The organism is Brevundimonas phoenicis, assembly GCF_047237745.1.
Classification (GTDB): domain Bacteria; phylum Pseudomonadota; class Alphaproteobacteria; order Caulobacterales; family Caulobacteraceae; genus Brevundimonas.
The window spans coordinates 2,596,741-2,619,489 of sequence record NZ_JBDFLN010000001.1; the positions used below are offsets into that span (position 1 = coordinate 2,596,741).

A 22,749-nucleotide genomic window follows, 5' to 3' on the forward strand; every position below is an offset into this window, starting at 1 on the left:
ACCATTATCAATGTCTTGAGCGAATATCTGGGTTCACATGTGATCGCATGTGAACCGATTTCGCTCTAGGCGCGCGCCTTTTCGGCCTCAAACCCGGCGGACAGGGCGTCGACCAGCCACTGGGTTCCGGCGTCGCCGTCCGAGCGTTCGTGCCAGACCAGGTGATAATCGAACGGCCGCATCTCCTGCGGCGCCGGGAAGGCGCGCAGGCCGTGCGCCGCCGCGAAAGGCTCGGCCGCGCGGCGCGGCAGCAGGGCCACCGCCTCCCCCGCCTGCAACAGATAGGGGACCAGGGCGAAGCTCTCGGCCCGCACCAGGATGCGGCGCTCGGCCATGTCCGGCAGGTCGTCCGCCACCCAGTCGCCGAAACCGTCCCCCGCCGAGGGAACGACGTGGGGCCAGCGCAAAAGTTCGGCACGCGTCGGCGTCGCCTGATGCACCGGGTGGTCCGGGCGCGCCAGGCCCAGATGAGTCTCGCGGAACAACCAGCGCGACTTCAGCCCCGCGCCTTCGGGGCTCCAGCCCGTCAGCACCAGATCCAGCCGCCCGTCCTCCAGCCGTCGCAGGCTGGCGTCTGACAGAGGCTCGACCGCCAGCTCCACCCCCGACGCCTCATGCTCGATGCGGGCCAGGGCCGGCGTCAGAACGCTGAGCAGGCCGAAGTCGGTGGAGGCCAGGCGGAACACCCGCTTCATCCGACCGACGTCCAGGCCGGGGTCGCGCAGCAGGCTCTCGCCCGCATCCAGCCAGGCGCGCAAGGGACCGGACAGGGCCTCGGCGCGCGGCGTCGGCATCATGCCGCGCGGACCGCGCACCAGCAGGGGGTCGTCGAACTGATCGCGCAGCCGGGCCAGGATGCGACTCATCGCCGGCTGGCCGATGCCGAGGCGTTCGGCCGCGCGCGAGACGCTGCGCTGCTCGATCAGCACCTGAAGGTGCTGAAGCAGGGTGAAATCGACGCGGTGGGGAAGTCGCCCCGACATAAGGCCTCGCTGCGTGACGCCCGACGCGCCGCCCCCGGCTGTATTAAGAACGCCTCTTAATTGCAACACGTTCGCAAGGCCGTTTCGTCATACGCGCACGACGTCTCAGCGCCCGCGCCTTCATGCGCCCCAGCGAATGGCGCCCATGCCGAATCCGACATTGAGACAATATTGCGAATGATTATTAGGAGCGAGCCGCTCGCACGGTCGAGCTTTCCTCCCCTCCCTGGGCGCCTGTCGCCCGCCAACGCACGCCTTTGGGGGCGCAGATGCACCTATCGAAACGCCGCATCGGGCTGGGCCTGATGACCACCACCCTGCTCGCCACATCGCCGGTCCTGGCCGAAACGATTCCGTCCGACCTCTCGAGCGTCGACCCGCAGGCGACCTCCGTCAGCGACGTGGTCGTGACCGCCTCGGGCTCGGCGGTCGACATCCGCAACGCCCCGGCCTCGGTCAGCGTCATCACCCGCGAGGAAATCGAACGTCAGCCGGTCCAGAACCTGGGCGAACTGCTCGGTCGTCTACCCGGCGTGAACGGCGGCATCGGCTCCGAAGGCGAAATGTCCAAGATCACCATCCGCGGCCTGCCGGACAACTACACCCTGATCCTGGTGGACGGCCGTCGCGTCGGCAACGCCCGCGACGTCACCTACCGCCCCAACCTGGGCCGCCAGGATCTGAACTGGATCTCGCCCGACATGATCGAGCGCATCGAGGTGGTGCGCGGCCCGATGTCGTCGCTCTACGGCTCCGACGCCATGGGCGGGGTCATCAACATCATCACCCGCAAGATCGCGCCGACGTGGCGCGGCTCGGCCAACACCAGCTACACTTGGTCCGAGGATTCCAACCGTGGCGACGCCTACCAGTTGGGTGTCAACGTGACAGGGCCCATCACTGAAACCCTGGGCCTGCGCCTGGGCGCGACCTATGCCCGGACAAATCCTGACGAGGTCAACATCTCAGGCGCCAATGGCGCCGGCGGCGTTCTGAACAAGACGCTGAACGGCGTGCTTAGCTGGACGCCCATCGAGAACCAGAACTTCTCCTTCGAAGCCAACTATGGCGTCGAGGAACCGCTCGATCCTAAGCTGATGGTGCCGGGTCGAGATGGCGTCACCCTCGTCCCACAGTGGGGCTTCGGCTCCAAGATCGAGCGTACCAATTTCCGCCTGGGTCACGATGGCGAGTGGTCGTTCGGCGAGACCCGTCTCGACCTCTATCACAACGCCTTCGAGAACAAGGCGATGGGGGAAGAAGGCGGCAACGGCGAGTTCTCCGAATGGATCGTCGACGGTCTGTGGAACTTCGAGAAGAACTTCATCTGGCAGCACAAGTTCGCCATCGGCGCTCAATATCGCCAAGAAGAGCTGACCAACACCGACACCATCGGCAAAAGCCCGATCGACTTTGACGGCAACGTCATCACCGGCGCCACGCTGAAAGGCGATACGGCGGCGATCTTCGCCGAAGACCAGATCACCATTAAAGAAAACCTGCTGCTGACCCTGGGCGGACGCCTGGACAGCCACGACAAGTATGGCGAGCACTTCAGCCCGCGCGCCTATCTGGTCTGGCATCCAACGGAGACCTGGACACTGCGAGGCGGTGTTTCCCAGGGCTTCCGCGCGCCATCCTTGAAGGAAAACAGCGCCGGCGCTGCGACCTATTCCGGCGGCAACGGCTGCCGCGGCCTGGTCGGCATGGCCGCCAAGGACAAGAACGGCAATCCGATCCTGGACGGCGCCGGCAATCCGCTCGTCTACACGAGCGGCGGTTGCTGGATGGCGGGCAACCCCAAACTCCAGCCCGAGGAAAGCACCAGCTACGAGTTCGGCTTCGCCTATGACAGCGGGAGCTATCAGTTCGGCGCCACCTACTTCCACACGGATTTCGAGAACAAGATCCAGTACGCGCCGTTGGGCTATTACCAGGGCCAGTGGTGGACCCGGAACGAGAACGTCCAGCGCGCCCGCACCAAGGGCCTGGAGCTCAGCGGCTCTGCGGCCCTGCCCTATGATCTGACCCTGCGCGGCAACGCCACCTGGATGATCGAGGCCAAGAACCTGGACACCGGGGCCAGCCTGATCACCACGCCGGAATGGTCGGGTTACGCCTCGCTGGACTGGCGGGCGACCGATCGTCTGGGGGTCATGCTGTCGGCTCAGTACACCGGCGAACAGCTGAGCGGCGGCTCGACCCTGACCAACGCCCGCACCGAGTTCGACCTGACCACCGCTTATGAGGCGTCCGACACGGTAACGCTGCGCGCCGGCGTCTCCAACCTCTTCAACGAGAAGGTCAGCGGCACCGCCGGCGACGGCTACTACTCGCCCGGCCGCCGCTTCTTCGTTGGCCTGACCACCCGCTTCTGATCCGGAGAAACTGCGATCATGACCCCCCTACGCAAATCCCTTCGCGGCGCCGCCCTCGGCGCGCTTCTGGCGGCTTCGGCCGTCGCCGTTCCGACCCTGGCTTCGGCCCAGGCCCTGTTCTCGGCGCCCGAGCGCCTGGACGGCGGCCAGGTCGGCTTCTCGTCCGGCGAGCGCGGCAAGCCCGTCCTGCCGGGCGGCCCGGTCGTGGCCAGTGGCCGCGGCTTCCATCCGGGCCAAAGCATCGTCCTGATGTACGGCCAGACGCCGCTGTCGACCGGCCCGATCACGGCCAACGCCGAGGGCGGCTTCGAGGCGCGCCTGACGCTGCCCGCGAACGCCCAGCCCGGCAACCACCCGATCGTGGCGGTGTCGCAGTCGCCCTACAACGCCGTCCTGGCCGATCTGAAGATCTCGCCGAACGTGCCGCTGTCGAATGAAGCGGCCTATCGGATCACCAGCATCCAGCCCACGCGCGGCCTGTACCAGACCACCTATAGCGCCAAGCGCAACGCCGTCTTCGCCACCTCGGCGGTCGGCCGCCCGCCGGTGCGCCAGTCGGAGCTGCTGCGCCTGAACGCCGACACCCTGGCGGTCGAGGCCCGCGTCACCCCGGCCGCCGCGCCGGGCCGCACCGGCCGCGACGGCCAGCCCCAGGACGGCGGCGTCTTCGCCGTCTACGGCGTCGGGGTCGATGACGCCAACGACACCGTCTGGGTCTCGAACAGCCGTCAGAACACGGTGGCCGTCTATCGCCAGTCGGACCTGTCGCTGGTGCGCCAGTTCGAGCCCGGCACGGTCAACCACGCCCGCGACGTCGTCATCGACGAAGAGCACGGCAAGGCCTACGCCAGCGCCACCTTCGAGCCCGAGGTCGTGGTGTTCGACACCGCCGCCCTGACGGTCGCCAAGCGCATCAAGATCGACTCGACCGTGCGCGGCGAGACCTTCTCGGCCGCTAGCGTCTCCTATGACCGCGAAGCGCGCCGCCTGTACGTCGCCTCCAACTCGACCAATGAGGTCGCGGTCATCGACGCCGCCGCCGACACCGTGCTGAACGTCTTCCGCGTGCCCGGCGCGCGCAGCGTGATCGGCGTCTCGCACGATCCGCAGACCGACCGCATCTTCGTCGCGGCCCAGGGCACCGACAACCTGGTGGTGCTGAACGGTTCGGACGGTTCGGTCGTGGCCGACACCCCGGTCGGCGCGGGCGCCCTGAACGTGGTGTTCGAGCCGAAGTCGCGTCGCGCCTTCGTCAGCACCTTCGGCGCAGGCACGGTGACGGTGACGGACGTCGACGGCCGCATCGTCGCCAACCTGCCCGCCCCGCCGGTGGCGAACCACGTCTCGACCGATGGGCGCGGCAACGTCTATGTCGCGGTCAAGTCCGGCTGGACCACGGACGGAAACGACTCCGTGCTGCGCATCCGTCCCGCAAGGTGATGCAGGCGCGCTGACCCGAAGTCGGCGTTGAAAGAAGGGCCCTTGCAATCGCTGCAAGGGCCCTTTCATCATCTGGAAGCGAGCGGCCTGTGAAGTCATCAGAATCGGGAAGCCATCCGTACCACGTCGCACATGGAGGCCCAGGAACGCAGGCCCCACCGACCAATCGTTGATTTAGCGCGTCGAAAGCGCATGCTTTCGGCCACATCCGCCCTAACGGCGACCAAGCCGCATCAAGTGCGACTAGCCTGTCTCCATCAGCATCATCGCCTGGGGAGCGGGAAATCATGGACATCAACGCCGGAAGACGAGACGAACTGCTTGATGTCGCGACCGCAAGCATGCCCGCCGGGACAGGACGCGCACGCGCGTTGCTGCTGATCGATCTGAACGGCGACGAACCGCACGAACTGGGCGGCTATCTGGAACGCCGAGGCTTCCAGGTGATGGAGGTCGGCTCGACCGCCCGCCTGCATGACGATGAAGAACCGCTGGCCGAGACATTCGAGGCGGTCGTGCTGATCGCACGCCTGCCCGACGCAGAGGCGCTGGCCGCCATTCGCCAGTTGAACCGTGCAGACGCGCCGCCCTTGCTGGTGGTCGCGCTCGAAGGCGAAACGATGGAGCGGGTGCTGGTGCTTGAGATGGGGGCCGACGATCTGGTGGGGCGAGAGGCTGAACCGCGCGAAGTGCTGGCGCGGCTGCATCGCCTGATCCGCCGGCGGCCGGAACTGGATTCGGCGCCCCGCCCGACGGCGGCGCATGACTGGGCGCTCAAGCCCTCTCAGCGGGCGCTGATCACGCCTTCGGGCTGTGCGATCAAGCTGACGGGGCGCGACCAGGCGCTGCTGAACGCCTTCACAGACAACGCCGACGGCCTGCTGCTGGAGCGGGACTATCCGCGCGGCCATATCCGCACTGCGATCAGCCGCCTGAAGCGCAAGGTGATGGCCGACGCCGGCGTCGCCTTGCCGATCCAGAACGTCTGGGGTCAGGGCTATCGCTTCGACGCCAATCTGGTGCAGGCATGAGCGCCCTGCGCTCCGATGCGCGTTCAGATGGCGGCGACGACAACGCCCGGCTGATGAAACGCAAGGCCGTGATCACCGTCGAGTACGAAGTCGAGGACTATCTGGGCGCCAAGGCTCAGGAGAGCCGCATCCGTCGCGCGCTGGCCGATCTCAGCCCGGACTTCGGCCGCATCGACATCCGCTTCGCCGATCGGCGGCCGCGCAACACGCCGCGCGCGCCCGCGCCCGAGCGGAGCTGGCCGCGCGACTAAGCGGCGGTTGAGCATTCCGCAATCGTCGACGGCGCGCCGGACGTGCTCGCCGCTCCATCGGCCCCTGGCTCCGCTGCGAGAATGGCGCTGAGCCGGTCCGCCAGCGCATTGCCCTCCGCCGTCAGGGCCAGATGCCGGCTGCGGCCGTCCGTTCCGCGCAACAGCTCCACCAAGCCATAAGCGGGCGCCAAGGAGCCCGGCTCGCCCTCGACCGCCATGGCGCGCACCCCGCGTGAAACGGCGGCGTCGTTTCGACTGCACAGGGACGAAAGTTCGGTCATGCGGACGCCTTCCTGACGCCGGACGTGCAGAAACATGACCAGTTGGCTGAGGCTCAGACCGGGCGCCGCGCGCTCGACTTCGGCCAGGGCCGTCAACAGAGTCTGCGTCATGTGATCGGCGGCGTCGGTCATGCAGCGGCTTCTCCTCGTTCGAGAGCCATTGTGATGCTGAAAATACGCCTCCGACCGCTCCAAACGGCCTGTTGGTCGATTTCATCGTCGCTCCGTCGCGACAGAGAGCGCATTTCGTCGCGCTAAGCGACCGCTTCGCCGCCTCGCCTTTGCGCTTGGCCCGAAGTTGATGCTTCTGTCACCCGACAGGAGAAACGATGACCGAACACGACGACGACTTCGAGGCGCGGCCCTGGCTCTTCACGCGGCTGGACGGCACAGTCGTCGTGCTAACCGTCGTCTTCTGGACCATCAACGCCCTGCAGTTGAGCGCCCGCTCGCTGATTTCTCCGTCCGACTTCAATCAACTGGATGGAGTCGTCCTGGCCCGGCTGGCCAGCCTCGGCACGGGTATAGTGCTGACCCTGGGAATGTGGATCATCCTGCGCCGCCTGACGGAGACCCGCGCCTTCGCCTGGTTCTGGCGCGCTGCGGCGCTGGGCCTGGCGGTCTGCCTGATCCACACCGTGCTGAACGCGACCTATTTCCGATTACTGACGGACTATCACGTCTCCAGCGACGAGTTTTTCCTGCACCCGCGCAATGTGATCTCCACCTACATTTCCTTCCTGTGGCCGATCATGACCTGGTCCGCCCTGTGCGCCGTCATGGTGGCGGGCGACAATCTGCGTCGCCAGCAGGCGCGTACGGCAGAAGCCCAAGCCGCCGCGCAGCAGGCGCAACTGGCCGCCCTTCGGCTGCAGATCCAGCCGCACTTCCTGTTCAACACCCTGAACTCCGTCTCCAGCCTGATCAGCCAGGGCCGTGCCGAGGAAGCCGACCGGACCCTGGTGCGACTGGCCGACTTCCTGAAGCACACCCTGGCCGCCGCGCCGCGCGAATTGGTGCGGCTGGAGAACGAGATCGACAGCCAGGGGCGCTATCTCGACATCGAGGAGATCCGCTTTCCAGATCGTCTGCGCCGACGGCTGAGGCTGGAGCCGGAGGCCATGAAGGCGATGGTGCCCAGTCTGATCCTGCAGCCCTTCGTCGAGAACGCCGTCAAGCACGGCCTGGCCCAATCCCTGTCCCCCGTGATGCTGGAGGTCGGCGCCCGCCGCGACGGAGAGCGGCTGAAACTGTGGGTCGCCGACGACGGGCCCGGCCCCGCCGCCGCCTGCACCAGCGGCCTGGGTCGCAGCCTGGCGAATGCAGGGCGCCGCCTGCACCTGCTGTACGGCCCCGATGCCTCGCTGCGATACGGCCCCGGCGCCGAGGGCGGCTGGCGCGTGGATGTCGAACTCCCGTTCGAGGTCGCCGCATGAGGGTGCTGATCGCCGATGACGAGCCCCTGGCCCTGGCGCGCCTGAGACAGGCCCTGGCCTGCATTCCCGAGGTCGAGCTGATCGCCGCCGCCCGCTCGGGCGAGGAGGCGCTGCAGTTTATTCGCGAGCTGAAGCCGGACGTCGCCATCCTGGACATTCAGATGCCCGGGCTGGACGGCCTGGGCGTGGTGATGCGGCTGCGGGCCGACGATCCCGTTCCCGAAGTCGTCTTCGTGACGGCCTTCACACAGCATGCCGTACGGGCGTTTGAACTGAATGCAGCCGACTATCTGACCAAGCCTTTCGACTTCGAACGGTTGCGCGCCGCGATCCGCCGCGCGCGGGCGCGGCTGGACGCCCGCAACTCGGACCAGCGCTTCACCGAACTTCAGACACTGGTCGCCTCGCTCCAGCAGACGGCCGAACCGTCCCTGCATGAAACCGAAATCTGGATTCGGCGCGCCGACGGCCTGTATCGTCAACCGCTGGACGAGGTGGATCACATCCTGGCCCAGGGCGATTACGTCGAGTTGCACACCCGCGGCGCCGCCTATCTGGTGCGCGACACCATCAGCGCCCTGGAGCAGAGAATCGACCCCGCCCGCTTCATGCGCTGCCACCGCTCGATCATCGTCAACCTGGCCTTCGTCCGGGGAATGCGTCGGCGCGGCGGACGCAAGCTGACCTTGTCTCTTGCCGATGGAAGAGAAATCACGGTCGGACCCAGCTACGTCGACCAGTTATCTCAAGCCATGAACATCAAGCCATGGCGACAGGTCAATTCAGTATAAGTATTTGCATATCTGCAATTTGTATTGTTGTGTCGAAATTGACGCCAGACATCGACATAACATAGATTAGACACATTCCATCGTTGCCCAGGCATACCCCTTGAGTACTGTTTGACTGCTCCAGAGTCGCCAGTTCGACAATGAGCATTCTTACGAACACTCCGCATCCCAAGGATGCGTCGGGAGGGCATTGATCTTGCGAACTCACCTTTTCCGCCGGCGACTGCTGGCCACCACCATCGTCGGAGGGGCGCTGGTCGCGGCCGCGCCGGTCATGGCCCAAGCGTCGCAGACGCCTGACAACGCCGAGCCCACCACGGTCGGCGAGATCGTCGTCACCGGTTCGCGTATCGCCCGTCCGAACCAGGATTCCCCGGTTCCGGTTTCGGTCATCACCGCCCAGCACATCGAGGCCACGGGCCAGATGAACACCGGCGACATCCTGCGCACCCTGCCGGAGGCCGGGGTGTCGACCTTCACCCCGACGACCACCACCTTCTCGACCGCCAACAACGGCGTCACCACCGTCGATCTGCGGAGCCTGGGCGAAAACCGCACCCTGGTTCTGGTCAACGGCCGCCGGCATGTGGCCGGCATCGTCGGCAGCCAGATCGTCGACTTCAACACCATCCCGACCGACTTCATCGACCGCATCGACGTGGTGACCGGCGCCGCCTCGGCCGTTTACGGCTCGGACGCCCTGGCTGGGGTCATCAACATCATCACCCAGAAGGACTTCGAAGGCCTAGAGCTGTCGGCGCAGGGCGGCATCACCGAGCGCGGCGACAACGAGAACTTCAAGATCGGCCTGAAGTTCGGCTCCAACTTCGCCGATGATCGCGGCAACTTCGTCGGCGCCCTGGGGTGGCGGCGGACGGGCTCGGTCTATGGCCGCGACCGCTGTGACCGCGAGATGTGCATCGACGCCGCCGCGACCACGGCGCGCCAGCACAATGTGGGCGTCTTCTCGTCCTTCATCCCGCGCGGCACGGCCCTGGTCCCGCGCGTGGGCGCCGGCAACCTGACCCGCGTGGTCGACGACTCCGGCGCGGTCGTCCCCTACACCAACGCCGGGTTCGGCTATAACCGCTCGGGCGAGCGTCAGCTCTTCGTGCCGGAAGAGCAGATCCGCTTCAACGGCCAACTGACCTACGACATCAACGACAATCACCGCTTCTTCTCGGAGATGTCGATCTTCCACGGCCGCACCTCGAGCGAAATCGAGGGCAACCCGGTCGGCTCGGAGGCCATCTATCAGGACCAGTTCGGCATCGACCAACTGCCTGACTGCCGCGACTTCGACGGCGACGGCGACAACGAGTGCCGCTACGGCGTGCCGATCACCAGCGCCATCGTGCCGACGGCCTTGGCCAACGCCGTGCGCGCCCAGCATCCGGGTATCGCCGACGACGACCTGGTGGTCGGTTTCCGTCGCCGGATCAACGACGTGGGTAACCGCGGCAATGAATCGGAACGGGCGATGGCCCGCCTGGTGCTCGGTTTCGAGGGCGAACTGACGCCCAATCTGAACTATGAGCTGAGCATGAACTACGGTCGTTCGGATTACGACCAACGTTCGAACGGCGACATCATGACCTCCCGCTTCCGCCAGGCGCTGGACGCCGTGGTCGTCGGCGGCGAGACCGTCTGCCGCGACACCGCCGCCCGGGCTCAGGGCTGCCTGCCCGTCTTCATCTTCAAAGAAGGCGGCATCTCGAAAGAAGCGGCAGAATATTTCACCGCCGCCACCAGCCTGGACGCCTATCAGGAGCAGTACATCGTCAACGGCTTCGTCAGCGGCAATGTCCCCAGCGTTCTGCCGGCCGGCGACATCGGCTTCGTCGTCGGCGCCGAATACCGCGAGGAATCGGCCCGCTCGACTCCCGACCCGCTGACCCAGCTGGGCCTGGCCACCGGCAACATCACGCCCGAGACCCGCGGCGCGTTCGATGTCGTCGAAGCCTTCGCCGAACTGCGCATCCCGCTGCTGGCGGACCTGCCGTTCGCGAAATCCCTGGACCTGAACCTGGCCGGTCGCGTGTCCGACTACAGCACCGTCGGTTCGACCACGGCCTGGGCTGCTTCGGTCGAGTATCTGCCGACCGAGTGGCTGAAGCTGCGCTCGCAGTACGCGGTCGCCGTGCGCGCCCCGAACATCAATGAGCTGTTCAATCCCGGCTCGCAGACCTTCCCGCAAGTCGGCGACCCCTGCGAAGGCGTCACCCTGAGCGGCGGTCAGGCAGCCTTCCTCAACACCCGCTCCAACATCGCTGACCCCACGGTCGTCCTGGGCAGCGGCGTCGACGCCTCGACCATCGGCGACGCGGTGGCGCAGGCCTGCATGCTCGACCCGGCGGTGGCCGCGCGTGTCGCCCGTGACGGCGGCTTCGCCCTGACCCAGCCCGAGTTCCAGGGCGTGTCGGGCTTCAACACCGGCAACCCGGATCTGACGCCGGAAACCTCCAAGACCTTCACGGTCGGTTTCCTGTTCAATCCACGCTGGAACGACTGGTGGTCGCGCCTGTCGGTGTCGGCGGACTACTATGACATCTCGATCGAAGACGGCGTCGGCACCTACGGCCGTCAGGTCTCGGTGAACCGCTGCTACGAGAACACGGCGTCGTATGATCCGAGCTCGCCGTTCTGCGGCGGCATCCAGCGGTTCAGCGGCGGCGCCTCGGTCGGCGCCCTGCAGTTCGTCAACATCCGCAACCTGAACCTGGCCGAGATCAACATCGAAGGCGTGGACGTCAAGGCCAGCTACGGCTTCGACCTGAATGACGTCTTCGCCGGTCGCTCGGGCGATCTGGGGCAGTTCGCCGCATCGCTGTCCTACAGCCACCTGCTGGACTTCAGCTCGACCGCCTTCCCGGGCGCCGCGCCGCAGACCTTCGCCGGAACGGTCGGCTCGCCCGATCATGAAGCGATGCTGAACCTTCTGTACTCGCGTGGCCCGCTGCAGGTCTCCATGGGCGTGCAGTATGTCGGCGAGGCGGATGTGGGCTTCTTCAACCCGGCTCTGGAATCGCTGCTGCCGTCGATGACCTTCGTCAACGCCCAGGTGCGCTATGACGTGTCGGAGCGCATCAGCGTCTATGCCGGCGTCGACAACCTGTTCGACGAATACATGTTCGTCGCGGGCACCAACGGCGACATCGGCCAGTCCACCGGCTGGACCACCTTCCCGGAGGTCTATGACGGTCTGGGACGTCGCTTCTACGGCGGATTCCGCTTCAGCTTCTGATCGCTGAACTACCAAAGACAGGAAGGGCCGAGCGCAAGCTCGGCCCTTCTTCAATCACGGACCGCCCTGCGCCCTATCTGAGGGTCTCGACGCGCGCCACGCCGTCTGCGCCTTTTGTCAGGCGGAAGGCGTCAACTTCGCGGCCCGTTGCGGTGAACGCCCGATAGACAATGGCTTCGGGCGAAACATCCAGCGTCTGAAAGGTCTGGGTGCGCGAGGCCGAGTGCGTGGCCCAGCCGAGATCGGCGACCGGGTACATCTTCGGCCCGGCGACCGAGACGACGTAGGTCGAACCCTGGTCGGACGGATGGTCAGGCCCCGGATTGCCCATGCGGCCCGTCCCGATGGCGCCGCGCGCATAGCCGTGGTCGTGGGCCTGCAGCACCAGATCGACGCCGTATTTGTCGATCAGCGGCTTCAGGGCGTCGCGCACCCTGGCGTTGTCCCGATCGGGGTCAATCGAGAACAGGGGGAAATGCAGGAACAGCGCCGTCCAGCGGTTCGGATTGTCGGCCAGAAGCCCGTCCAGCCAGCGCACCATCTCGGCGCGCATGGCCTCGTCGCCGTGGAACAGGGGGGCGTCGACCGAGATCAGGCGCAGGCCCTGATAGTCAACGGTCCAGGCCGTCTCCTTCAGCTTCTCGACGCCCGCCGGGCCGGTTTCCGGCAGGGTGTATTGTCGCCGCCACTGAGGGTTCAGCACCGGGCCGCGGCCATACTCATGATTGCCAGGCGTCGGCATCTGCGGCGTTTGGGCGTAGAGGAAGCCGCCGGCGGCGAACCACTCGCCCCACTCGTTGTCGCTGTCGTGCCGGTTGATCAGGTCGCCGGCATGGATGACGAAGGCGGCGTCCCCGGCCTTGCGGAAGGCCATCCTCAGGGTGCGAGACGCCTCGCTGAGGATGTTGTTCTGCATGTCCCCCATATAGAGAAAGGTGAAGGGCTCAGCCGTCGCCGCCGCCGTGCGGAACTGCAGCCATTCCGACCACAGCATGCCGTCGCCGACCCGATAGGCGTAAACCGCGTCCGGCTTCAGCCCCTTCAGCACCGTCGAGTGATAGGCTGCGTGGAACTGGGACGCCTCGCGCACGGTGATAGTCGCATCGTCGGTGACGGCAGTCACGCGCACCGCTTCCTTGACGAAGTCCGGGCCGTCCTGAGCCTCGGCGTATTCGACATAGCCGATAGCGCCGGGCGCAGTGCGCCAGGTTACGGCCATCTCATGCGCCGGGTCAGCGGTCAGGTTCAGGATGATCCGCTCCGGCTGGGCCGTCGGCGGGACCACCGGCCGATCCGAAGCCTGGGCCGGCAAGGGCTCAGGCCGCAGCGGACGCTCGGCCGTCTGCGCCATCGTCTGTCCGCCCACGGCCGCAAGCGCGGCCCCGAGCATCAGGGCAAAAGTCGCTTTCATGTTCCTGCCCCGATCAAAAGACGTAGGTCAGGCCGAGCGAGATCGACCGGCCGTTCTTGATGTAGGCCCGGCTGGCGCCCGTGCTCGCCCCGGCCGTGTACCAGTAGGTGTGGTTGTCGAAGAGGTTCTGAACCTGCAGCGAGGCGGTCGCCCCCTTCCACAGCTTGCGCCGGACATTCAGGTCCACGAACTCATAGTCTTGCTCATACGGATTGTTGCCGAAGTCCTGGATGCCTTCCAGGAATTCCGACTGGTAGCTGTAGGCGGCGTAGGCTTCCCAGCCGTTGCGTTCCCAGAAGACCTGGATGTTAGCGACCGCCTCGGGCGTCTCCATCAGCGGCAGGGTGTAGCCCTGCGGGTGCCAGGAAATGCCGGTCTCGGCTTCCGAATTCTGAAGCGTCAGGTTGACGCTGGCGCCAAGCGCCGACAGCGGCCCCGGCAGCCAGTGGAAGATTTGCTGGGCGCTCACCTCGACGCCATAGACCCGCGCCCACTTGCCGTTGTTGGGCATGGAGACGGTCACGCCATCGGGGCCGACGTTCACGCCCGCCGTCCCGTCACGGATGTTCGAGGACGAGGAACGGTACAGGAAGTTCTCGATGTCCTTGTAGAACAGGCCCAGCGAATAGGCGCCGGTGTCGCCGTTGTAACGCTCGACCGACAGGTCGTAGTTGATCGCCTTCATCGGCTTCAGGTCCGGGTTGCCCTGCTCGACGGCGACCAGCACCCATTCGTTCTTGGGGTTCAGCTTGCCGTCGCCATCCGGGTCGCTGTCGTAGCCGTACTCGCGCGCCGAGGACATGCGGGCGATGTCGGGCCGGGCGAAGCTGGTCCAGATGGCGGCGCGGACGCGGGTCCGGTCGTCCAGGTCATAGTTCAGATGGATAGACGGCAGAACATTGACGAAGTCGCTCTTGTCCGTAGCGAAGTGCGCGCCCTGAACCTCGTCGAGGATATAGGCGTCGATCTCGTTGTTGGTGCTCTCGACGCGGACCCCGCCGATGATCTGCGCCTGGCCGAAACGGGCCGTCGCCATCAGGTAGCCGGCGAAGATATCCTCCTTGAAGGTGAAGCTGTCCTCGCCGCTCAGCTCAGCGTTGCCGGGGTCGGTGGCGAAGCCGTCGAAGAAGTCGCTGTCACCCGCCATGGCGCGCTGCAGTTCGGCCAGCATGGCGCCGTTGTCGATCACCGTGCCCAGGCGATAAAGACCGGAGTACTCGCCGTCGAACAGGCTGGCGACCTCCTTGCCGTAGAAGCGCGAGAAGTCGGCCAGGGCGCCGCTGGCGTCCAGATCCATGAACTCGCCGTTATAGGTCGAGCGCTTGGAGCTGTAGTATTTGCCGCCCGTCTTGATCGCTTCCAGCCAGGTCGAGACCGGGCGCCATTCGACGTTGAACTGGCCCTGCCACAGCTCTTCCTGAGCCCCGCCGACCTCGCCCGACAAACCAGCGAAGTCATATTGGCTGTTGTCGTGGATCGCCGCCATCCCGGCGTCGTTCAGCACCCATTTGGGGAAGCGGCTGTCGCCGAAGTTGACGACATCGACGCCCTTGTTGCCCAGCCAGCCGTACTTGTCGCTGCGGAACTCCATCTCATAGCTGTCGTCGATATTGTCCTCGGACTTGGCGTAGGACAGGTCGTAATCGACGGTGAAGTCGCCCAGTCGGCTGACGCCGCCCAAGTTGACCGACATCAGCGACCCGGTCTCGCGCGAGCCTTCCCAGAATCGGCGCAGGCGGAAGCCCTGCGGATCCCAGGCCCCCGAGGCGCCGTCCAGCGTATAATAGGAGCGCGTCTTGCGATCCTTGTCGGTGATCCGGCCGTCGCCGTCCTGATCGACGATCTGGGCTGTCGTATAGCCGTAGATGTTCCCCAGCGCGGCGTCCGTGCCGACGATCATGTCCTCGGGACGGGCCAAGCCGGTCATCGCCTTGTCGACCTGGCTCAGGCGGGTCGAGTTACGCCCCGTATCGTTGCGGAAGTTCAAGCGGTTGCCGAATTCGTCCTGAGTGTACTCGTTGAACTGGCCGCGCAGATGAAATTCATGATCCGCGCCGCGATAATCCAGGCTGGCGTTCAGGCCGCGCCGCTCCACCTCGGTCTCGCCGAAGCCCAGATTCATGCCCCGCATGACGAAGCTGTCGGTGTCCCACCCCATGGTCTCGCTGTCAGCGTACCAGACGGGGGGCTGGTTATCGCCGTCCACGCCGTTCTGTTCGAACTGCGACTTGCGGCGCGACCAGCTGCCGGTGACGAACAGGCCCCAGTTGTCGTTGAACTGGCGACCGAACGAGCCGGAAACCTCACCCGACTTCTCGTCGTCGAACTTGTCCAGCATCCCGGCCGAGGCCGACAGGACGCCATAGACCGGGTCATGATCGAAGGCCGTCGGCGTGCGGATATCGATCGTCCCGCCCAGGGCGTCGCCGTCCCGGTCCGGCGTCAGGCTCTTGATGACGGTGATCGAGTCGATGCCTTCCGGCGGCAGAAAGCTGAGGCGGACGCCGCGATAGAAGTTGTCGTCACGCGAACCCGCCCCGCCCATGCGGACACCGTTCATGGTGTAGTTGTTCAGTTCGGTCGACAGGCCGCGGATGGTGATGCGATCGCCCTCGCCCGTCGTATGATTGCGCACGGCGTTGACGCCCGGCAGGCGCGACAGGGATTCGGCTACGTTGTTAGCCGGCAGGTCGCCCATGTCGTCGGCGCTGATGACGTCCGAGATGAAGTCGGCCCGGCGCTTGGCGTCCAGCGAACGACGCAGGCCCGCCGCATAACCGACCACCTCGACCTGCTCGACCTCGAAAACATCCTCGGACACCCCCTCCGCCTGGGCTGTCTGACGCGTCAGGGTCAACACGCCACGCACTTCGCGCGCCTCGACGCCCGCCCCGGCGATCATGCGACGCAGGGCCTCGCGCGGGGTCATAGAGCCGGACACGGCGTTGGATATGCGGCCGCGTGTCAGGGCCGGATCGAAAACGATCTGCAGCCCCGTCTCACGCGACAGCGTCTGAAGCGCGCGGCCCAGATCCTGGGCCGGTATGGAAATGGCGGTCCGCGCCTCGATGGCGGGCGACGACTGCCAAGCGTAGGCGGGCGCGGCGGCGGAGGCCAGAACGGCGATGGCGGCCGCCGTCAGAAGGCTTGTCTTGTGGATGCGCATTCAATGAATCCCCAGCGATCGAACGTGATCGATACGGGGTTAGACGGCGGCCCCGGCAGTCCTGACACCTGTCATGAAAACTTGCTCTGACGGTCGCCTAAGCTTTCGAAATGACGAAGCGGTCCGACCCTTTCCGGGTCAGCGTCAGACCATGCAGCCGCACAATGGCGGCTAGGGCGTTCTCGGGCTGATCATAGGCGAAGCGACCGCTGACCAGGACACGCCCTGCGGCGGGGTCGGCCAGTTCCACCTTAACGCCGCTGGCGCGCTCCAGATCCTGAAGCACGCTGGCCAGGCTGGCCTCGTTGAATTCCAACCACCCCTTAGCCCAGGAAGGGATGTCGGTCTCTGCCTCAGGCCGCATCAACGCCGCTCGCTGAACCACGCCCCCGGACACGGTCGCCCGCTCGCCCGCATGAACGAGCGTGGACATGCCTCGGTTTGAGCGGACCTCGACGAGCCCTTCGAACACCACCACCTCAACTGCAATCCCGTCAGCGTCTGGGCGCTGATCGACATTGAAACGGGTGCCGACAGCAGTGACACGCACGCCGTCCACCTCGACCGAGAAGGGCCGGTCCTTGTCAGGCGACACCTCAAAGAAGCCCTCGCCCTTGAGACGCAGACGGCGCTCGTGATCGCTCAGATCCACTCGCAGTCGACTCTCGCCGTTCAGACGCACGGCCGATCCGTCCGCCAGAATGACGGGCTGCGGCGCGCCATGTACGCCGACTATCGTCTCGCCGCGCGGGGTCAAGACAACCCCTGCCGCCACGACACAAGCCAGCGCCGCCGTCACGCCCGCAAGCGCCATGGGCCGCGAATTCCACACGAAACTGGAGCGTTTCGTCGCGCCGCGCCCGACAGCAGCTCGCTGCGTCGCCCAGATTACGGCGGCGTCGTCCAGCAGTTCCTCATGAAGTCGCAGCAGGGCGGCGCGATCCGTTCCCCCCTCCAGCCAGCGATCAAGCTCCACCTGGCGCTCTGACGACCAGGACCGATCCCGTCGCGCGTCGGCCCACAGGGCGGCCGCCCGATCATCCTTTGAACGGACCTTCTTAGTCGACATGGCGGCCCTCCGCCGTCCGGCGCAGCATCTGGGCCGCGCGACTGTAGTGTTTCTGGACCGCCTCGACCGAAAGCTTAAGATCGCGAGCGATGGCTTCATAGGATTCCTCACCCGCGCGACGACGGATGAAGACCTCGCGCCGCAGAGGGGGCATGGCCTCCAACGCCTTCTGGCATAGCTTCAGCCGCTCGCTCATGTCCAGCGCTTCCAACGGCGTCGCCGCGCTGTCGATGGGATGCTCAACCGCGTCCAGGTCGTCGATCGGCACAGCGCGCGCCCGTCGCGCTCGATCCACCAGAATGTTGCGAGCGGAACGGACCGCATAGGCCAAAGGATCGGTGATCAGAGTCTCGCGCGCCCGCGCCAGGACGCGCACCATCGCCTCCTGGGCCACATCCTCGGCGTCGCCTGCGACCGCCAGCCGTCGTCGCACATAGGCCAGCAGCGCCCGGTTGTGCGTCACCAGCGCCCGTCCGACTTCCTGTTCGTGACTCGTCACACGCCGTCCCCCAAGGCGCGGGTCTATAGTCGATGGACGCGACGAAAAGATCACAAGGCGCGGCTGGCGTACTTCAGACGCTCAGCCGATACCCCACGCCCGGTTCGGTCGCGATCAGGCGCGGCTGGGCCGGGTCCGCCTCCAGCTTCTGACGCAACTGGCCGACCACGACGCGCAGATACTGGGTGTCCTCAGCATGGGCCTTTCCCCAGACGGCGGTCAGCAAATCTCGATGACCGACTACCTTTCCCGCATTACGCGCCAGATGCGCCAGGACGTCGTACTCCTTGGGCGTCAACCGCACGGCCGCAGCCGCGCGGGTGATCAGACGGCGCTCCAGGTCAATGATCACTTCGCCTGCCGTTAGAGGTCCGGTTGCTTCGGGGCGAGACACGGTCTGACGAAGATTGGCGCGGAGCCGAGCCAACAGTTCACCAACGCCGAAGGGCTTTTCAACATAGTCATGGGCGCCCAGGTCAAGAGCCGCGATCTTCTCGGCCTCCCTGTCCCGCGCCGACAGGACGATGATCGGCCCGGCGTAGAACTCGCGGGCGCGAGCCAACACGTCCTTGCCGTCCATGTCGGGCAGGCCGAGATCCAGCACCACGGCGTCAGGGTTCCACAGGGCGATGCCGCGCAAGCCCTCCTGCCCGCTGTCGGCGCGACGCGGCTCATAGCCGGCGGCGTCCAGCGCCGGGGAAAGGAAGCGGTGGATCTGGGGCTCGTCGTCGATGACGAGAATCTGAGGACGAACGGCAGCCATAGTGCGGACTCTAGAGCAGGCTCGGGTGAGTGACGACGGCCTTGGGCAGACTGATCAGAATACGAGTGCCCTTTCCGTCCTGAAGGGGGCTGGCGGCGGCGATACGCCCGTTCATGGCCTCGACGAAGCCCTTGGCGATGGCCAGCCCCAGACCCGCGCCCTTGGTGCGGTCTGACGGCTCCTCCATGCGGCGAAACTTGTCGAAGACGCGCTCCAGTTCAGCGGTCGGGATGCCCTTGCCCTCGTCCTCGATGGAGATGACCACGGCCCCTCGGTCTTCATAGGCGGCAAGTTCGACCGTCGAGCCGTCGGGGCTGTAGGCGATGGCGTTTTCCAGGATGTTCACGAGCGCCTGTTCCAGCAAGCCCTGATCGACCATGACCAGACTGAGCTGGGCCGGGAAGTCGCGGGTCATCCTGCGCTGCCCCAGACGCCGCGCCACCCGCTTGCTCGCCGCGTTCAGCACGTCGCGCACATCGATCCAGTCGGCGCGGATATTCAGGCCCCCGCCCTCCAGCCGGGTCATGTCCAGTAGGTCGCCGACATAGCGGCTGAGACGCTCGGCCTCCTCGCGGATCGACAACAACAAATCGGCGCGCACGGCGGGCGTCAGCTTGTCGCCGAGGTCGATCAAGGTGGTCGAGGCGCCCAGCACCGTCGATAGCGGCGTCCGCAAGTCATGGCTGACCGAGTTCATCAGCGCGCCCCGGAAACGGTCGGTACGGCGCAGGGTCTCGGTCTCGACCGCCTGGCCGGCCAGGTCGGCGCGCTCGACCGCCACCGCGCCCTGATCCAGCAGGGCCAGGGCCAGCTTCTCTTCGTCAGAACCCGGCGACAGGGCGGCGGCCTCGATCCCCGCCACGCCCGCCCGGTCGCGCACGCCTTGCAGAAGCCGGAAGGTCCAGCGCGCCTGAGGCAGGGTACCGGTGCCGTGGCCGGCGGGTTCGCCTTTTTCCCAGGCCCAGCGCGCGGCGGCCATGGCTTCGGCGTCCAGTTCGGGCTTGCCGGGCGCTCCGGCGGTCAGGATCAGTTCGCCATCGACGGGCAGCAGGACGACCGCCCCGGTCCCTGCGGCGGCGGCCGTCTGTTCGGCCAAGATGCGCGCCGCCTCGCTCCGATCACCGATCCCGGTCAGACGCTGACTGGCGGCCAGAAGAGCGGACACCGCCGAGGCGCGACGTTGAGCCGCCCTAGCCTGCTCTCGCACCCGCCCCGCCAACGCGCCAGTCGTCAGGGCCACGCCCCAGAAGACGATCAGGGTCAGCACGTCCGTCGGCGACCCGATGGCGAAGCTGAACTTCGGTTGCAGGAACAGGAAGTTGTAGGTCAGGAAGGCGACCGTCGCCGCCGCCAGGGCGGGCCGCAGCCCATAGAGGGCGCCCGCCGCCAGCACCGCCGTCAGATAGATGACGCCCAGGTCCACACGCTCGAAGGTCCGGTCCAGCAAGAGGGCCAGTCCCGTGGCGGCGACCACACAAGCCGCGCCGACGGCGTAACCACGCCACCCTCCAGCCAGGTTCAGGCGCGCCTCTTTCGGCGACTTGGACGGCGGCTCGATCTCGTCGGTGATGACGTGAATGGCGACGCCGCGCGCCTGGCGCAACAGTTCGCCGGCCAGCGACCGGCCCAGCCACTCCGACAGGCGGCTGTCGCGTCCCTTGGCCAAGACGATCTGGGTGACATGGTTGTTGTGAGCGTGGTCCATGATGGCGCGCACCACGTCGTCGCCGCTGAGAACCACGGTGCGCCCGCCCAGTTGCTCGGCCAGTTTCAGCGCATCGGACAGTTTGCCCGCCGAGCCGACGCCGTGGCGCGCGCCAGACGGCCGGTCGACATGAGCCACGGTCCAGGGGGCATCCATCATCATGTCGGACATGCGCCGCCCTGTCCGTACCAGAGGGCCGGCCATGGCGTCGCCGGCCACCAGGACCAGGATGCGCTCGCCCGCCGCCCACGGCCCGGCCGCCCCCTGTTCGCGCAGACGGGCGGTCAGCTGATCGTCCACCGTCTGGGCTGCGCGGCGCAGCGCCAGTTCGCGCAGGGCCGTTAGGTTCTCGACCTTGAAGAAGTTGTCCGAGGCCAGCCGGGCCGTCTCAGGCACATAGACCTTGCCCTCGGCCAGGCGCTTGCGCAGCTCCTCCGGGGTGATGTCCACCAGTTCGATGTCGTCGGCGCGCGACAGGGCGCTGTCGGGCACGCTCTCGCGTTGGCGGACGCCCGTGATGCGCAGCACCACGTCCGACAGGCTTTCCAGATGCTGGACGTTCAACGTGGTCCAGACGTCGATCCCGGCCTCCAGGATCTCCTCCACGTCCTGCCACCGCTTCGGATGGCGCGAACCGGGCGCGTTGGAGTGGGCGTACTCATCGACCAGCAGCAGGTCCGGGCGGCGCGCTATGGCCGCGTCGATGTCGAACTCCAGCAGGGTCCGTTCGCGATAGGCGATGGGCCTGCGGGCCATGACTTCCAGCCCGCGCAGCAGGCTCATCGTCTCCTTGCGGCCGTGGGTCTCGACCACGCCGACGACGACGTCCTCGCCCTCGGCCTTTCGTCTCCGAGCGGCGCGCAGCATCTCATAGGTCTTGCCGACGCCTGGCGACATGCCCAGAAAGACCTTCAGCCGCCCACGCTTTCGCGGGGCGGCCGGGGCCTGATCCGTAGAGAGAATCGGCGACGTCATCCGCCCGCGGTCGTCAGAAGGCCGAGGCGAGCGTCCAGCGCCTGATTGGTCAGCAGCACATTGACCCGCGGCTGACCCAGTACGCCGAACGTGCGGTCTTCGACATGCTGTCGGATCACTTCACGCACCTGCGCCTCCCCTACGCCGCGCGCCTTGGCGATGCGGGCGGCCTGAAGCTCAGCGTAGGCCGGAGAGATATGCGGGTCGAGACCCGACGCAGAGGCTGTCACGGCGTCGGCCGGAATGGCCTTTGCGCCCGTCTCGCTTCGCAAGGCGTCGGTGTCCGTCTTCACCCGCGCGATCAGATCGGGGTTCAACGGGCCGAGGTTGGAGCCGGATGAGGCCGAAGCGTCATAGCCGTCACCCGCCGCCGACGGCCGGGGATGCAGATACCCCGGCGCGGCGAACGTCTGGCCGACCAGGGCCGAGCCGACAACTCGCCCCTCCTTGTCGCGAACCAGGCTGCCGTTCGCCTGATCCGAAAAGGCCGCCTGGGCTACGCCCGTCACGGCCAACGGATAGCCGACGCCCAGAACGCCGGTGAACAGGGCGATCATGACGATCGCCGGGCGAATATGGTTCAGCATCAGAAGTTCGCCTTCAGGCTGGCGACGACGCGGCTGTCATAGGCGGTGCCGAAGCCGTGCTCGTCAGTGTCGAAATAGCGGACGTCCAGGCCCAGCCGCTCCGTCAGTTGATAGGCCGCGCCCAGGTTCCAGGTCGTGTAGTCGAAGTCCGACGACACCCACTGGCGCCCCAACGTCGCCGAGAGCATCCATTTGTCGGCCGGGCTGATCGCCGCATTAATCTCGGCATAGGTCGCCTCGTCCTCGGACGCGCCGAAGAAGTCCGGCGAATAGTAGATCGCCGCGCCCAGCGTCGCCGGGCCGACCGCGCGCGAAGCGGCGGCCTTCAGCTCGACATAGTCATAGTCTGCGCCGTTCGGCTGGCCGGCGTAGAAGTAGCTGACCACGCCGAAGTCCCAGTCAAAACCGCCGAACGCAGGGCGAACGCCCGCATAGAGGTCGATCTCGGCGTCTCCGGCGAAGGAGACATTCCCGGCCCAGGCTCCAGCGTAGAAGACGCCTTGCGTCGCATCCACCCCGGCCGAGATCGCCGGATCGCCTTCATTCTGGCTGACGCCCCGGAAGACGTAGTCGGTGGCGACGGCGGCGTTGAGGGCCACGTTCTGAGCCTTGGCGTCCGTGGGCGCCGTGCACAGACCCAGGGTGATGACGGCGACCAGACAGGCTCCGCCCACCAGGGCGTTGTTGAGGTCCGAACCGTCGAGTTTCTTACGTTTACGCATGATGGTTTTCCTTGCGC

General features: G+C 66.4%; 17 protein-coding genes. 7 read left to right on the top strand and 10 right to left on the bottom strand.

What is annotated here, in order from left to right:
* Window positions 1-65 precede the first annotated feature (65 nt).
* Window positions 66-983, bottom strand: a complete 918-nt coding sequence (locus tag ABC419_RS13025; protein WP_412877206.1) for a LysR family transcriptional regulator — start codon at window positions 981-983, stop codon at window positions 66-68.
* A 269-nt stretch (window positions 984-1,252) separates the two neighbouring features.
* Here ABC419_RS13025 and ABC419_RS13030 point away from each other — a divergent pair, with 269 nt between their 5' ends.
* The 4 genes from ABC419_RS13030 (at window position 1,253) to ABC419_RS13045 (ending at window position 6,083) form a co-directional block, all read left to right on the top strand.
* Entirely contained in the window at window positions 1,253-3,361 is a 2,109-nt protein-coding gene (locus ABC419_RS13030; protein ID WP_412877205.1) for a TonB-dependent receptor domain-containing protein, read from the top strand.
* Window positions 3,362-3,379: 18 nt separating this feature from the next.
* Window positions 3,380-4,801 carry a YncE family protein gene (locus ABC419_RS13035; protein ID WP_412877204.1) on the top strand — a complete coding sequence of 474 codons (1,422 nt, stop codon included), beginning with the start codon at window positions 3,380-3,382 and terminating at the stop codon, window positions 4,799-4,801.
* Between the two features lie 287 nt (window positions 4,802-5,088).
* Window positions 5,089-5,832, top strand: a complete 744-nt coding sequence (locus ABC419_RS13040) for a response regulator transcription factor family protein (protein ID WP_412877203.1) — start codon at window positions 5,089-5,091, stop codon at window positions 5,830-5,832.
* Window positions 5,829-6,083: a hypothetical protein gene (locus tag ABC419_RS13045; RefSeq protein ID WP_200166542.1), complete on the top strand. Its 255-nt coding sequence runs from the start codon at window positions 5,829-5,831 to the stop codon at window positions 6,081-6,083. Before ABC419_RS13040 ends, ABC419_RS13045 begins: the two co-directional genes overlap by 4 nt.
* Here the strand turns inward: ABC419_RS13045 and ABC419_RS13050 are convergent.
* Window positions 6,080-6,496, bottom strand: a complete 417-nt coding sequence (locus ABC419_RS13050) for a winged helix DNA-binding protein (protein WP_412877202.1) — start codon at window positions 6,494-6,496, stop codon at window positions 6,080-6,082. The two genes, ABC419_RS13045 and ABC419_RS13050, sit on opposite strands and share 4 nt — an antisense overlap.
* 197 nt (window positions 6,497-6,693) lie before the next feature.
* On the opposite strand from ABC419_RS13050, the gene ABC419_RS13055 reads away from it, so the two are divergent.
* The 3 genes from ABC419_RS13055 (at window position 6,694) to ABC419_RS13065 (ending at window position 11,835) form a co-directional block, all read left to right on the top strand.
* Window positions 6,694-7,800 (top strand): sensor histidine kinase, encoded by a 1,107-nt coding sequence (locus ABC419_RS13055; RefSeq protein ID WP_412877201.1) that lies wholly within the window; start codon window positions 6,694-6,696, stop codon window positions 7,798-7,800.
* Entirely contained in the window at window positions 7,797-8,591 is a 795-nt protein-coding gene (locus ABC419_RS13060; protein ID WP_412877200.1) for a LytR/AlgR family response regulator transcription factor, read from the top strand. The genes ABC419_RS13055 and ABC419_RS13060 overlap by 4 nt, the downstream gene beginning before the upstream one ends.
* 196 nt (window positions 8,592-8,787) lie before the next feature.
* Window positions 8,788-11,835, top strand: coding sequence for a TonB-dependent receptor plug domain-containing protein (locus tag ABC419_RS13065; protein WP_289648040.1), 3,048 nt, complete (start codon window positions 8,788-8,790; stop codon window positions 11,833-11,835).
* A 73-nt stretch (window positions 11,836-11,908) separates the two neighbouring features.
* Here the strand turns inward: ABC419_RS13065 and ABC419_RS13070 are convergent, their stop codons facing one another.
* The 8 genes from ABC419_RS13070 to ABC419_RS13105 all read right to left on the bottom strand — a co-directional run bounded on the left by ABC419_RS13070 (window position 11,909) and on the right by ABC419_RS13105 (window position 22,732).
* Window positions 11,909-13,246, bottom strand: a complete 1,338-nt coding sequence (locus ABC419_RS13070) for a purple acid phosphatase family protein (RefSeq protein ID WP_368924780.1) — start codon at window positions 13,244-13,246, stop codon at window positions 11,909-11,911.
* A gap of 13 nt (window positions 13,247-13,259) precedes the next feature.
* On the bottom strand, window positions 13,260-16,412 hold the full coding sequence (locus tag ABC419_RS13075; RefSeq protein WP_412877199.1) for a TonB-dependent receptor: 3,153 nt from the start codon (window positions 16,410-16,412) through the stop codon (window positions 13,260-13,262).
* Window positions 16,413-16,509: 97 nt separating this feature from the next.
* Window positions 16,510-17,481 carry a FecR family protein gene (locus tag ABC419_RS13080; protein WP_412877198.1) on the bottom strand — a complete coding sequence of 324 codons (972 nt, stop codon included), beginning with the start codon at window positions 17,479-17,481 and terminating at the stop codon, window positions 16,510-16,512.
* Entirely contained in the window at window positions 17,471-17,980 is a 510-nt protein-coding gene (locus ABC419_RS13085) for an RNA polymerase sigma factor (protein ID WP_200166529.1), read from the bottom strand. Before ABC419_RS13085 ends, ABC419_RS13080 begins: the two co-directional genes overlap by 11 nt.
* A 73-nt stretch (window positions 17,981-18,053) precedes the next feature.
* The gene (locus tag ABC419_RS13090) at window positions 18,054-18,743 is read right to left on the bottom strand and encodes a winged helix-turn-helix domain-containing protein (protein WP_125901616.1); all 690 of its coding nucleotides are present in this window, start codon (window positions 18,741-18,743) and stop codon (window positions 18,054-18,056) included.
* A gap of 10 nt (window positions 18,744-18,753) precedes the next feature.
* Window positions 18,754-21,423, bottom strand: coding sequence for a DUF4118 domain-containing protein (locus ABC419_RS13095; protein ID WP_412877197.1), 2,670 nt, complete (start codon window positions 21,421-21,423; stop codon window positions 18,754-18,756).
* Window positions 21,420-22,010: a potassium-transporting ATPase subunit KdpC gene (gene kdpC, locus ABC419_RS13100; RefSeq protein ID WP_412877196.1), complete on the bottom strand. Its 591-nt coding sequence runs from the start codon at window positions 22,008-22,010 to the stop codon at window positions 21,420-21,422. The genes ABC419_RS13095 and kdpC overlap by 4 nt, the downstream gene beginning before the upstream one ends.
* Complete coding sequence (locus tag ABC419_RS13105; RefSeq protein ID WP_412877195.1) at window positions 22,010-22,732, bottom strand: TorF family putative porin; 723 nt, start codon at window positions 22,730-22,732, stop codon at window positions 22,010-22,012. Before ABC419_RS13105 ends, kdpC begins: the two co-directional genes overlap by 1 nt.
* Between the last annotated feature and the right edge of the window lie 17 nt (window positions 22,733-22,749).

Coding starts and splice junctions, on each gene's coding strand:
- ABC419_RS13025 (WP_412877206.1), bottom strand. CDS start 983: ATGTCGGGGCGACTTCCCCACCGCGTCGATTTCACCCTGCTTCAGCAC.
- ABC419_RS13030 (WP_412877205.1), top strand. CDS start 1,253: ATGCACCTATCGAAACGCCGCATCGGGCTGGGCCTGATGACCACCACC.
- ABC419_RS13035 (WP_412877204.1), top strand. CDS start 3,380: ATGACCCCCCTACGCAAATCCCTTCGCGGCGCCGCCCTCGGCGCGCTT.
- ABC419_RS13040 (WP_412877203.1), top strand. CDS start 5,089: ATGGACATCAACGCCGGAAGACGAGACGAACTGCTTGATGTCGCGACC.
- ABC419_RS13045 (WP_200166542.1), top strand. CDS start 5,829: ATGAGCGCCCTGCGCTCCGATGCGCGTTCAGATGGCGGCGACGACAAC.
- ABC419_RS13050 (WP_412877202.1), bottom strand. CDS start 6,496: ATGACCGACGCCGCCGATCACATGACGCAGACTCTGTTGACGGCCCTG.
- ABC419_RS13055 (WP_412877201.1), top strand. CDS start 6,694: ATGACCGAACACGACGACGACTTCGAGGCGCGGCCCTGGCTCTTCACG.
- ABC419_RS13060 (WP_412877200.1), top strand. CDS start 7,797: ATGAGGGTGCTGATCGCCGATGACGAGCCCCTGGCCCTGGCGCGCCTG.
- ABC419_RS13070 (WP_368924780.1), bottom strand. CDS start 13,246: ATGAAAGCGACTTTTGCCCTGATGCTCGGGGCCGCGCTTGCGGCCGTG.
- ABC419_RS13075 (WP_412877199.1), bottom strand. CDS start 16,412: ATGCGCATCCACAAGACAAGCCTTCTGACGGCGGCCGCCATCGCCGTT.
- ABC419_RS13080 (WP_412877198.1), bottom strand. CDS start 17,481: ATGTCGACTAAGAAGGTCCGTTCAAAGGATGATCGGGCGGCCGCCCTG.
- ABC419_RS13090 (WP_125901616.1), bottom strand. CDS start 18,743: ATGGCTGCCGTTCGTCCTCAGATTCTCGTCATCGACGACGAGCCCCAG.
- ABC419_RS13095 (WP_412877197.1), bottom strand. CDS start 21,423: ATGACGTCGCCGATTCTCTCTACGGATCAGGCCCCGGCCGCCCCGCGA.
- kdpC (WP_412877196.1), bottom strand. CDS start 22,010: ATGCTGAACCATATTCGCCCGGCGATCGTCATGATCGCCCTGTTCACC.
- ABC419_RS13105 (WP_412877195.1), bottom strand. CDS start 22,732: ATGCGTAAACGTAAGAAACTCGACGGTTCGGACCTCAACAACGCCCTG.